This is a genomic window from Variovorax sp. 20P10.2.4 (genome assembly GCF_058244205.1).
The window spans coordinates 1-11,376 of the sequence record NZ_JBZAYE010000203.1 but is presented as its reverse complement, the minus strand read 5'-3'; the positions used below and the strand labels follow the sequence as shown (position 1 = coordinate 11,376).

Genomic DNA, 11,376 nt, shown 5'->3' with positions numbered 1-11,376 from the left:
CCGCGCGAGGAGGTCGAGGGCACGGCCGCGATCAGCTGCCGGGTGTAGCCATGGCGCGGGCTCGACAGCACGTCGCGCACCGGGCCTTGCTCGAGCACGCGGCCATGGCGCATCACGAGCACGCGATCGGCGATGCCCGCCACCGCCGACAGGTCATGGCTGATCAGCAGCAGGCCGCTGCCTTCGTCGCGCACGCGGCGCGCCAGCACCTCGATCACCTGCTTCTGCAGCGCCGCGTCGAGCGCGGTGGTGGGCTCGTCGGCCACGATCAGCGGCGGCAGGCCCGCGATCGCGGCCGCGATCAGCGCGCGCTGGCGCAAGCCGCCCGAGAGCTGGTGCGCATATTGGCCGATGCGGCGTTCGGGATCGGGCATGCCCACGCGCGCGAGCGTTTCCAGCACGCGCTGGCGCACCGCGGTGCGGCCGCGCAGCAGGCCGTGGTGCTCGAGCACCTCGCCGACCTCGCGGCCGATGGGGCGCAGCGGATCGAGCGACACCAGCGCGTCCTGCATCACCAGCCCCGCGAAGGTGCCGCGCAGGCGGCGCCAGTCGGTGGCGTCGAAGCGGTTCGCGTCGCGCCCGTCGATCAGGAACCTGCGCGCATTCACGCGCGCACCCGGGCCCGCGAGCGCGAGCAGGCTGCGCGCGGTCACGCTCTTGCCCGAGCCCGACTCGCCGACCAGCGCCACGCATTCGCCGCGCGCGATGCGCAGGTCGAGCGCCTCGACCACGGTGCGCTCGCCCGCGGGCGTGTCGAAGCGGACCGTGAGGCCTTCCACATCGACCAGCGGAACATCGCTCATGCCAGCCTCCCCTCGAAGCGCCGCTGCAGATGGTGGCCGAGCACGGTGAACGAGATCACCGTGAGCGTGATGGCCGCGCCCGGGAACACGCCGGGCCACCAGGCCACGCGCAGCACGTCGCGGCTCTCGGCCAGCATCACGCCCCACTCGGGCGTGGGCGGCTGCGGGCCGAGGCCCAGGAAGCTCAGGCCCGAGGCAGCCAGCACGGTCGATCCCACGTAGACGGTGGCGGTCACGGGCACCGCCACCAGCACGTTGGGCAGCAGGTGGCCGAAGAACACCTGGGCGCGGCTGCGGCCGTAGATGTAGGCATGGGTCACGTAGTCGGCCTGGCGCACGATGCGCGTCTGCGCGCGCACCACGCGCGCGAACTTCGGAATGCCCGCGATGCCGACCGCGAGCGCGATGTTGGCCAGCCCCGGGCCGAGGAACACCACCACCAGCATCGCCAGCAGCACGCCCGGAAAGGACGAGATCACGTCGAACAGCCGCGACAGCCCCTCGTCGAGCAGCCACTGCTTCTGGCCCGCCACCAAGCCCAGCAGCACGCCGGCCAGTACCGAGATCGCCGTGCCGCCGATGCCGATGAACAGCGAGTAGCGCGCGCCATGCACGGTGCGCGACAGCACGTCGCGGCCGAGCCGGTCGGTGCCGAAGGGATGCTCGGCGCCCGGCGGCTGCAGCACCGCGAGGAAGTCGCCCTCGAGCGGATCGAGCGGTGCCAGCCAGCGCGGCGCGACGGTGGCGATCACCAGCAGCGCGACGAACAGCGCCGACAGCAGCACCGCGAGCGGCGGCAGGCGCCGGCGCGGTGCGCTCGACGCGGGAGCGCTGCCCGCGGGCAGCGCGACGGTCTCGGATGCGGAAGTCATGATGCCTTGAGCCTCGGGTCGATCAGTGCATAGAGCAGGTCCAGCAGGGTGGACGCCGCGACATGGATGAAGGCCGCCAGCAGCACCACCGCGAGCACCACGGGCGCGTCCTGGCTCAGCACCGCGTTGAGCGTGACCGTGCCCAGGCCGGGACGGCCGAACACCTTCTCGGTGATGACGGCGCCGCCGAGCAGGCCGCCGATGATCCAGCCGCCGAGCGTGACCACCGGCAGCGCCGCATGGCGCAGCACGTGCCGCAGGCGCAGCCGCAGCTCGCCCAGGCCGCGCGCGCGCACCGTGACCACGAAGGGCTGCTCGAGGGCGCGCTCCATCGCCTCGCGCAGCACCTGCGCCAGCAGGCCCGCGGTCGGCAGCGCCAGCGCGGTCGCCGGCAGCACCAGCGCGCGCCAGTCGGCCGCGCCCGAGACCGGGAACCAGCGCAGCGTGAACGAGAAGGCCATCAGCAGCAGGATGCCGAGCCAGAACACCGGCGTGGAGGCGAACACCAGCTCCAGCGTGGAGGCCGCCGCGCGCGCGATACGCCCGCGGCCCGAGGTCAGCGTGGCCACCACCACCGCGAACAGCAGCGCCAGCACGCCGGCCGCGAGCGCGAGCTCGACCGTGGGCCACAGCTGCGCCATCACCACGCGCGCCACCGGCTGGCGCAGCTCGTACGAGGTGCCGAAGTCGCCGCTGGCGATGCGCGCCAGGAAGCCCAGGTACTGCTCCCACAGCGGACGGTCCAGGCCCCACTCGGCCGCGATGGCCTCGCGCAGGCCCGGGTAGTCGAGGTCGCCGGCCAGGATGTCCTCGACCCGGCCCGGCAGCGCATGCAGGGCCAGGAAGGCCGCGGTGGCGCTGCCCCACGCCACCAGCAGGCCGGCGCCCAGCCGCGAGATCACCAGTCGCCACATGACGGGCTCAGCGCTCCGACAGCCACACGTCGTGGAAGTTCGACGGCGAATCGAGCTGCGTCTCGAACGACAGGCCGCGCACCCGGCTCTTGGCCGCGAGCTGGTAGTTGGCCGAGAACAGCGGCACGATGATGCCCTGGTCCACCGCGTGGCGCTGCGCCGCGTCGACCAGCTTCTTCTTCTCCTCGAGATTCGTGGAAGCCAGCGCGTCGTTGATGTAGCCGAACAGCGTCCTGTCGCCCTTGTCGGCCACCGCGCGGATGAAGCCGCTCTCGCCGATGTTGCCCTGCAGCTCCTGCGCCGCGTCGGCCGGCAGGTAGGTGTTGGGATAGATGCTCCACGAGCCCTTCTGCAGCTGCTGCGCCCATTCGCCGCCGGTGACGAAGCGCAGCCGCAGGTCGAAGCCCAGGTTCTTGCGCAGCTGCGCCTGCAGGCCCTGGATCAGCACGTCGCGGTTGTCGCGCACGAAGGGCTGCGGGTAGCCGACCTCGATGGTCAGGCGCTGGCCGTCCTTGGTGCGGAAGCCCTCGGCGTCGCGGCCGGTCCAGCCCGCTTCGTCGAGCAGCTTGTTGGCCGCGGCCGGGTTGTTGCCCCAGCTGCCCTCGAGCGCCTTGTTGTAGAAGAAGCTGTCGGGGCCGATGTTCGACCAGGCGCGGCGGTAGGTGCCGCGGTAGACGCTCTTGACCAGCGCGTCGATGTCGGCGCCGTCGCGCAGCGCGCGGCGCACGCGCACGTCGGTGGCCGGCGGGATCGTGTAGTTGACGTTGAGCGTGAACGAGGTCTGCGCGCCCGCGGGGCCGACCAGGAACTGGAAGCCCGGCTGGTCCTTGAACAGGCCCACGTCGGTGGGCTGCACGCCCTCGATCACGTCGACCTGGCCCGAGCTCAGCGCGCCCGCGCGCACCGCGTACTCGGGCAGGAAGCGCACCGTCACGCGGTCCAGCCAGGCCGGTCCCTGGTGCGCCGCATAGCCGGGCGCCCACTGGTAGCGCGGGTTGCGCGCGAAGCCGGCCGACTGGCCGCGCACGTAGTTCTGGAACAGGAACGGGCCGCTGCCCGCGATGGCCGGGCCGCCGCCGCAGAGGTCGTCGCCCGACTGCAGCGACTTCGGCGAGATCAGGCCCAGCCGCACGCTGGCGATCGATTCGAGCAGACCCGAGTCGGGCCGGGCCAGCTGCAGCCGCACCTCGCTGGCCGACACCACCTGCACGCGCTCCACCGCCTTGAGCAGTTCGCCGGCGGCATTGGTGTTCTTGGTGTCGCGCACGAAGTCGAAGTTGAACTTCACGGCCGCCGCGTCGAGCGGCGTGCCGTCATGGAACTGCAGGCCCGGCTTGAGCTTGAAGGCATAGGTCTTGCCGTCGGGCGAGACGCTCCACTCCTGCGCCAGCCAGGGCAGGAACTTGCCGCCCTTGCCCTTGGCGACCAGCGAGTCGATGTAGTTGCGGATCAGGATGTAGGAGTTCTGCTGCGTCGAGCGGTGCGGGTTGAAGCAGATCGGATCGGTGGTGACGCCGAAGACCACCTCGCCGCCCTGGCGCGGCGTGTCGGCGGCCAGCGCGAGGTTCATGCCGCAGGCGGCGAGCAGGCCGGCCTGGAGGATGCGCGGCAGCGCGCGCCGCGGGAAAGCAAGGGCAAGGGAGATCTTCATGACGACGGAAAGGAACGTGAGAAAGCCGCGCGGACGAGTCCGCGCCTGGAGGAAAGGACAAGGAATCGGCGCGCGCGGCGCCGGCCGTGCAGGCCCGGGCGAACGCCCGTGCACGGGCAGCGCCGATCTTCGAAGCTCAGGGCTTCGCGGCTAACGAAAGTTTTCGCAGAAGCTATCTCGCTCAGCGCGCATGGAGCGCCTCTGCTCCCTTCGTCCGCTCAATCCAGCAGTCCGTCCCAGTAGAGACGCGCCGCCGTCAGCACGGTCCGCATCTGCGTCGTGTGCGCGAGCCGGAAGGCCGCGCCGCGCACCGTCTCGTCGGGGAACTCGCTGATCAGCGTGAACGGCACGGTCGAGCGCTCGTCGGTGATCACCATGCAGGGGATGCCGTTGATGGGCGCGAACGGCAGCTCGCCGACGTGGGCATGCCACATGCGCTGCTGGAGTGCATTGAACGCGGCCAGCTCGGCCGAGCCCGCGAGCAGTTCCTTCGTGAGCGCATCGAGGAAGCGCAGGCCGTCGTGGCCGCGGTGCTGGCGCAGGACCAGGAAGAAGCCCTTGGGCACCGTCCACAGCTCGCTGCCGCGCGGCACGTAGCCGGCGCGCGGGCGCGTCCATTCGTGCGCCGGGTAGCCATGCAGGCTCAGGTGCAGGCGTGCGCCGGTGCGCGCGATCGCCTCGAGCCGCGGCGCCTTCTCGCCGAACGGCGGCTTCGTGCGCGCCTCGAGGTCGTCGCCGAGCGCGGTGTAGCGCGCGGCATGCGCCATGTGCGTGGGGTCGGTCTGCTGGAGCCGATGATGCAGCGCCGCGCCGTCGGGATTCTCGAGCGCGACCAGCGCATAGTGCGCGCCGGGCAGCGCATTGAGCAGCGGCGCCGCGCGCAGCGCGCCGACCACGCCCGAGCTCTCGTTCGCATGCTGGCCGGCCGTGACCACCAGGCCCGGCAGCGTGCCGCGCACATGCAGGCCCGCGACCGGGCGGCCCTGGAACGAGGTCACGCCGAAGCGCTCGCCGGGTAGGCGCGCCATCGCGGCCTCGACCTCGACCGGGGCCAGCGAGCGGTCGGCGGTGTCGAGCACCAGGGCGGTGTCGACGGGCGGGTCGACACGCTGGTGCGCGGCCAGCCGCACCGTGACCCGCGTGTCGTCCTCGCTGCGCGAGATCAGCGGCACGATGTGGCCGGGCTGCAGCGTGCGATCGGCGTCATCGAGGCCGGCGCGCGCCTTGAAGAACTCGAGCGCGCCGTAGTAGCAGTCCTCGTGCAGCGCCTCGAAGGTGTCGATCGTCTCTTCGCCGAAGGGCAGCCGGCGTTCGATGCCGGTGGTGGCGATCGCGATCTCGAGCGTGTCGAACAGCGGCAGCGTGTCGGGCCAGCCATGGCCGCGCACCGCGTCGAGCGCGGCCGCGCAGGCGGCCTCGAACTCGGTGGGCAGCGCGGCGTCGTGCACCAGCGCGTCGCCGTCCCAGACGCGCAGCCAGCCGCAGGGCGAGGCGGTGGCGTCGTTGGGCGCGAACACGCGCCACTGCCGTTCGCCGGCGGTCACGAGGTGCTCGCCGGGCAACTCGCCTTCAGTGAAATGCAGCGCAACGCCCTCGCCGAGCAGGCCGGCCAGTGGATAGGCCTCGAGGCGAAAGCGCTGGCCCTGACCCGCGGGCGTGCGGACCTCGATCGACGTCGCCCCATCGCCCTCGAACTCCTCGAGAAAGAAATGCACCAGCGGCTTGTAGGCGCTGCGCAGCACAGCCTGCACGCCCGCCGCGGCGAGCGCCTGCTCGGCGGCGCGACGCATGGGCGCGTCCTCGAACAGCCAGGCTTCGATGCGCGTGACCGGGTGGGCGCCGAAGCGTTCGACCAGTTGCACCAGCGTGCGGGGGAAGGTGGCGTCGAGCAGCAGGGTCATGGCGCGAAGAATAAACCGCCTCGCGGCGTGGGGTTACCAACGAGAAGACACGCTGCCCAAGGGACAGCCGCCCCCAGTCTTGACCCTGGCGCGCGCAATGCAAGCACGGAATCCGCATACGTTGATCCGTTTTTGTTCTTTGGCCCGCAGGTGGGCGCACGCTAGCCTGCGCCGGCTCCCGACTCACGGGGACCCTCATGGAAAGCCTCGCCTCGATGTCTCATGTCTTCGACAACCTCCCGCTGCCCACGGCACCTGCTGCTGCCGTGCCGGCCGCCAAGCCACCGCCGCCCCGCCGCGCGCCGCGCCTGCTGTTGCGCCACCAATTGCTGCTGGTCTCCTGGCTGGTGCCGGCCCTGGTGCTGGTGGTGTGGGAGCTGGCGGCGCGCGCCGGCTACCTCTCGATCCACGTGCTGCCCGCGCCCAGCAAGGTGGCGGCCACGGCCTGGGGCCTGATCCAGGAAGGGCGGCTGATCAGCGACATGGGCACCAGCCTGCTGCGCGCGGCCACCGGCTTCGTGATCGGCGGCTCGATCGGCTTCGCGCTCGGCACGGTGGTGGGCTTCTCGCGGCTGGCCGAGGCGCTGTTCGACCGCAGCATCCAGATGATCCGCGCCATTCCCTTCCTCGCCATGCTGCCGCTGGTGATCGTCTGGTTCGGCGTGGACGAGGGCGGCAAGATCTTCCTGGTGTCGCTGGGCGTGATGTTCCCGATCTACATCAACACCGTGCTGGGCATCCGGCAGGTCGACCCCAAGCTGCTCGAGCTCGGCCGCGTGACGGGCCTGAGCAACGCGACGCTGATCCGGCGCATCGTGCTGCCGGGCGCCCTGCCCTCGATCCTCGCGGGCGTGCGCTATGCGCTCGCGGTGGCCTGGCTCGCGCTGGTGATCGCCGAGACCATCGCCACCAGCTCGGGCATCGGCTACCTCGCGATGGATGCGCGCGAGTTCCTGCGCACCGACGTGATCGTGCTGACCATCGTGGTCTACGCCACCATCGGCGTGGCCTCGGATGCGGTGGCCCGGCTGCTCGAACGCCGGCTGCTGGCCTGGCATCCCAATTACGCGGCGGGAGAGCGGCGATGAGCGCGCAACCATCGCAACCCGAGGCCCCCGCCGTCGTCGTGCACGGCCTGCAGCGCCGCTATGGCGAGCGCACCGTGATCGGCGGGCTCGACCTGCGCATCGCGCGCGGCGAATTCGTCGCGCTGCTCGGCGAGAGCGGCTGCGGCAAGACCACGCTGCTGCGCGCGCTCGCCGGCCTCGATGCCATCGACGGCGGGCGCATCGACGGACCGCGCCAGCCCGCGGTGGTGTTCCAGGAACACCGGCTGCTGCCGTGGGATTCGCTCTGGCGCAATGTCTCTCTGGGCCTCGACGAAACCACCGGCAAGGCGCTGGCGCAGGCCGCGCTGGCAGAGGTCGGCCTCGGCGACCGGCTCGACGACTGGCCGCGCAACCTCTCGGGCGGCCAGGCGCAGCGCGTGGCACTGGCGCGCGCGCTGGTGCGCGAGCCTCGGCTGCTGCTGCTCGACGAGCCCTTCGCCGCGCTCGACGCGCTCACGCGCATCCGCATGCATGGCCTGGTGAAGGAACTCGTGCGCCGCCACCGGCCCGGCGTGCTGCTGGTCACGCACGACGTCGACGAGGCGGTGGCGCTGGCCGACCGCGTGCTCGTGATGCGCGACGGCGCGATCGCGAGCGAGTACGCCGTGTCGCCCGAGGCCAATGCCAGGCGCACGCATCCCGATGCGACGGTGCTGCGCGAGGCCCTGCTGGCCGAGCTCGGCGTGGCGGCCGACAGCGTGCCCGCCTGAACCTCCTTTTCGTTTTCCTTTCTCCACCGGCCTCCTCCCTTCATGACCTCCTCGTTCTCCCCGGCCTCGCGCCGCAGCTTCCTGCAGACCGCCGTCGTCGGCGCCGGCGCCCTGGCCACGGGCCTGGCCCATGCACAGGCCGCCGGCCCGGCCAAGGCCACGCGCAACACCGACACCGTGCGCCTCACCTGGGGCCGCGGCGGCCTGCCCGCGCTGGCCAAGAACCGCGGCGAGTTCGAGAAGCTGCTCGCCAGGGACGGCATCAAGGTGCAGTGGATCGGCCCCTTCCCCAACCATGCGCCCTCGCTGCAGGCCGTGACCGGCGGCAGCGCCGACTTCGGCTTCGGCGGCAGCACCACGCCCGCGCTGGCCGCCATGCTCGCGGGCTCGCCGCTGGTGTTCACGCAGTTCGCGATCGTCGAGCCGCGCAGCACCGCGATCATCGCCAAGGACGGCTCGGGCATCGACAAGGTGCAGGACCTGGTGGGCAAATCGGTCGCGGTCAACCGCTCGGGCCTCGGCGAGTTCCTGCTCGTGGCCGCGCTCGAGAAGCACAACATCGACCGCAGCAAGGTCAAGTTCGTCTATCTCAATCCGCCCGACGCCGGCCCGGCCTTCGCGCAGGGCAAGATCGACGCCTGGTCGATGTGGAGCCCGGGCGTGGACATCGCGCGCACCGAGTACAAGGCGCACGACGTCTTCTTCGAGGGCCGCGACCTCGACTTCCTGATCGACTTCAACTCCTACGTCACGCACCGCAAGTTCGCCGAGGAGAACGTGGCCATCGTGCGCGCCGTGAACGCGGCCTACGCGGCCGAGGCGAAGTGGATCAGCGAGCATCCCGTGGAGGCCGAGACCCTGAACCAGCAGGACGCGGGCTACAGCGACGCGGTGCGCGACACGCTGGTCAAGCTCAAGCGCCGCTGGGACGTGCGCGGCGTGCAGGACGCGAAGTTCATCCAGGAATTCCAGAAGGCCTCCGACTGGCTGTCGGAGCGCAAGATCCTGCCGCAGAAGGCCAAGGTCACGGACTACCTCGCGCGGCTGTGAGGCCCGCGCGGAGTCCGGGCCCATGCCGCTGACGTCCACCCACTGGGGCGTGTACCGCCCCGTGGTCGAGAACGGTCGCCTCGTGGCCATGCGGCCCGCCGAATGGGACGCGGCGCCCTCGCCCATCGGCGCCTCGATGGTCGGCGCGGTCGATTCGCCCACGCGCGTGCGGCGCCCCGCGGTGCGCCGCGGTTTCCTCGATGCCGCCACGCGGCATCGCAGCGGCGACCGGCGCGGGCGCGAGGCCTTCGTCGAGCTGCCGTGGGACGAGGCGCTCGACCTGGTGGCGCAGGAGCTGCAACGCGTGAAGCAGGCGCATGGCAACCGGGCGATCTACGGCGGCAGCTACGGCTGGTCGAGCGCGGGCCGCTTCCACCATGCGCAGAGCCAGCTGCACCGCTTTCTCAACGCCTTTGGCGGCTATGTGTACAGCAAGGACAGCTACAGCCTCGGCGCCGGCCGCGTGCTGCTGCCGCACATCGTCGACGGCATGGACGCGCTGCTGCAGAACCACACGAGCTGGGACGTGCTCGCGCAGCACTGCGAGCTGTTCGTGGCCTTCGGCGGCCTGCCGCTGCGCAACACGCAGGTGAGCCCCGGCGGTGCGAGCGACCATGGCGTGGCGCCGGCGCTGCGACGCATGGCGGCATCTGGCTGCACGCGCTTCGTCAACCTCAGCCCGGTGCGCGCCGACCTCGACGCCGTGCCCGCTGCCGAATGGCTGCCGCTGCGCCCCGGTACCGACACCGCGCTGATGCTGGGCCTGGCCTTCGTGCTGATCGACGAGGGCCTGCACGACGAGGCCTTCTGCCGCAGCCACGCGGTAGGCTTCGACCAAGTGCGCGACTACATCCTCGGCCGCGCCGACGGCGTGCCCAAGACACCGGCCTGGGCCGCCGAGCGCTGCGGCATCGCGGCCGAAGCCATCGCAACGCTCGCGCGCCGCATGGCGAGCAGCCGCACGCTGGTGAACTGCACCTACTCGCTGCAGCGCGCGCGGCATGGCGAGCAGCCGTTCTGGATGACCGTCACGCTGGCCACCCTGCTCGGGCAGATCGGCCTGCCGGGCGGCGGCTTCGGCCTGGGCTACGGCTGCATGAACTACATCGGCAGCGGCCATGGCAGCTTCTCGGGCGCGCGGCTGCCGCAGGGCGTGAACCCGGTGGCCGACTTCATTCCGGTCGCGCGCATCGCCGACATGCTGCTGAACCCCGGCGCGCCCTTCGACTACAACGGCGGCCGGCACCACTACCCCGACATCCGGCTCGTGTACTGGGCCGGCGGCAACGTGTTCCACCATCACCAGGACCTCAACCGCACCCTCGAGGCCTGGCGCCGGCCCGAGACCGTGATCACGCACGAGCAGTACTGGACCGCGCAGGCCCGGCATTCCGACATCGTGCTGCCCGCCACCACCACGCTGGAGCGCGACGACATCGGCAGCGCGGGCAGCGAGCGCTTCATGGTCGCGATGCATGCGGCCATCGCGCCCGTGGGCGAGGCGCGCGACGACTACGACATCCTGTCGCGGCTGGCCGAGCGGCTGGACATCGCGCCGGCCTACACCGAGGGCCGCGATGCGCGCGAATGGCTGCGGCATCTGTACGAAAGCTCGCGGCCGCGTGCCGAGGCCGCCGGGCTGGTGCTGCCTGCGTTCGATGCCTTCTGGGAAATCGGCCGCATCGACATCGGCCGCACGAGCGCGGTGGCGAACGATCCGGTGGTGCTGCTCGCGCCCTTTCGCGCCGACCCCATCGCCCATGCCCTGCCCACGCCCTCGGGCCGCATCGAGCTGTACTCCGAGCGCATCGCGGGCTTCGGCTACGACGATTGCCCGGGCCATGCCCGCTGGTTCGAACCCGAGGCGCCGGAGGGGCCGATCCAGCTGCTGTCGAACCAGCCCGCGACGCGCCTGCACAGCCAGTACGACCATGGCGCGCTAAGCCGCGCCTCGAAGATCGCGGGCCGCGAGCCGATCACGCTCAATGCGCGGGACGCACGCGAGCGCGGCATCGCGGCTGGCGACGTGGTGCGCGTCTTCAATGCGCGCGGCGCCTTCCTCGCGGGCGCCGTGCTGTCCGACGATGTGCGGCCCGGCGTGGCGCAGATCGCCACCGGCGCGTGGTACGACCCGCTCGATGCGCAGGCACCGGGCAGCCTCGAGAAGCACGGCAATCCGAACGTGGTGACGCCCGACGTCGGCAGCTCGAAGCTGGCGCAAGGGTGCGCGGCGCAGAGCGCGCGCGTGGAGGTGGCGTTGTGGCGCGGCGAGTTGCCGGCGATCACGGCCTTCGATCCGCCGGCGTTCGAGCCGGCGCCGCGCGGCGCGCCCTGAGCGCGCGCCCCGCCCTCCACGTCGCATCTCA

At 71.7% G+C, this 11,376-nt stretch carries 9 protein-coding genes; 4 read left to right on the top strand and 5 right to left on the bottom strand.

What is annotated here, in order from left to right; translation table 11 throughout:
- The 5 genes from AC27VN_RS19480 to AC27VN_RS19460 all read right to left on the bottom strand — a co-directional run.
- On the bottom strand, window positions 1-803 hold an 803-nt coding region (locus tag AC27VN_RS19480; RefSeq protein ID WP_490877560.1), incomplete at its 3' end, for an ATP-binding cassette domain-containing protein.
- Window positions 800-1,675 carry an ABC transporter permease gene (locus AC27VN_RS19475; RefSeq protein WP_296785740.1) on the bottom strand — a complete coding sequence of 292 codons (876 nt, stop codon included), beginning with the start codon at window positions 1,673-1,675 and terminating at the stop codon, window positions 800-802. The genes AC27VN_RS19480 and AC27VN_RS19475, both read right to left, overlap by 4 nt.
- Complete coding sequence (locus tag AC27VN_RS19470; protein WP_209539756.1) at window positions 1,672-2,589, bottom strand: ABC transporter permease; 918 nt, start codon at window positions 2,587-2,589, stop codon at window positions 1,672-1,674. Before AC27VN_RS19470 ends, AC27VN_RS19475 begins: the two co-directional genes overlap by 4 nt.
- 7 nt (window positions 2,590-2,596) lie before the next feature.
- Window positions 2,597-4,240, bottom strand: coding sequence for an ABC transporter substrate-binding protein (locus AC27VN_RS19465; protein ID WP_490877559.1), 1,644 nt, complete (start codon window positions 4,238-4,240; stop codon window positions 2,597-2,599).
- A 218-nt stretch (window positions 4,241-4,458) separates the two neighbouring features.
- Window positions 4,459-6,141 (bottom strand): M14 family metallopeptidase, encoded by a 1,683-nt coding sequence (locus AC27VN_RS19460; protein ID WP_490877558.1) that lies wholly within the window; start codon window positions 6,139-6,141, stop codon window positions 4,459-4,461.
- 215 nt (window positions 6,142-6,356) lie between these two features.
- Here AC27VN_RS19460 and AC27VN_RS19455 point away from each other — a divergent pair, with 215 nt between their 5' ends.
- Genes AC27VN_RS19455 through AC27VN_RS19440 form a run of 4 tightly spaced genes read left to right on the top strand, consistent with a single transcriptional unit; the run spans window position 6,357 to window position 11,345 of the window.
- Window positions 6,357-7,229 carry an ABC transporter permease subunit gene (locus AC27VN_RS19455; protein WP_490877561.1) on the top strand — a complete coding sequence of 291 codons (873 nt, stop codon included), beginning with the start codon at window positions 6,357-6,359 and terminating at the stop codon, window positions 7,227-7,229.
- Window positions 7,226-7,960 carry an ABC transporter ATP-binding protein gene (locus AC27VN_RS19450; RefSeq protein ID WP_490877557.1) on the top strand — a complete coding sequence of 245 codons (735 nt, stop codon included), beginning with the start codon at window positions 7,226-7,228 and terminating at the stop codon, window positions 7,958-7,960. Before AC27VN_RS19455 ends, AC27VN_RS19450 begins: the two co-directional genes overlap by 4 nt.
- 42 nt (window positions 7,961-8,002) lie before the next feature.
- Window positions 8,003-9,010: an NrtA/SsuA/CpmA family ABC transporter substrate-binding protein gene (locus AC27VN_RS19445; RefSeq protein WP_490877556.1), complete on the top strand. Its 1,008-nt coding sequence runs from the start codon at window positions 8,003-8,005 to the stop codon at window positions 9,008-9,010.
- Window positions 9,011-9,032: 22 nt separating this feature from the next.
- Window positions 9,033-11,345 carry a molybdopterin guanine dinucleotide-containing S/N-oxide reductase gene (locus AC27VN_RS19440; protein WP_490877555.1) on the top strand — a complete coding sequence of 771 codons (2,313 nt, stop codon included), beginning with the start codon at window positions 9,033-9,035 and terminating at the stop codon, window positions 11,343-11,345.
- The last annotated feature ends 31 nt before the right edge of the window (window positions 11,346-11,376 follow it).

What these genes read in the sequence shown, in the direction of transcription:
- AC27VN_RS19440 (WP_490877555.1), top strand. Translation starts at nt 9,033, where the DNA reads ATGCCGCTGACGTCCACCCACTGGGGCGTGTACCGCCCCGTGGTCGAG.
- AC27VN_RS19445 (WP_490877556.1), top strand. Translation starts at nt 8,003, where the DNA reads ATGACCTCCTCGTTCTCCCCGGCCTCGCGCCGCAGCTTCCTGCAGACC.
- AC27VN_RS19475 (WP_296785740.1), bottom strand. Translation starts at nt 1,675, where the DNA reads ATGACTTCCGCATCCGAGACCGTCGCGCTGCCCGCGGGCAGCGCTCCC.
- AC27VN_RS19465 (WP_490877559.1), bottom strand. Translation starts at nt 4,240, where the DNA reads ATGAAGATCTCCCTTGCCCTTGCTTTCCCGCGGCGCGCGCTGCCGCGC.
- AC27VN_RS19470 (WP_209539756.1), bottom strand. Translation starts at nt 2,589, where the DNA reads ATGTGGCGACTGGTGATCTCGCGGCTGGGCGCCGGCCTGCTGGTGGCG.
- AC27VN_RS19450 (WP_490877557.1), top strand. Translation starts at nt 7,226, where the DNA reads ATGAGCGCGCAACCATCGCAACCCGAGGCCCCCGCCGTCGTCGTGCAC.
- AC27VN_RS19460 (WP_490877558.1), bottom strand. Translation starts at nt 6,141, where the DNA reads ATGACCCTGCTGCTCGACGCCACCTTCCCCCGCACGCTGGTGCAACTG.
- AC27VN_RS19455 (WP_490877561.1), top strand. Translation starts at nt 6,357, where the DNA reads ATGTCTCATGTCTTCGACAACCTCCCGCTGCCCACGGCACCTGCTGCT.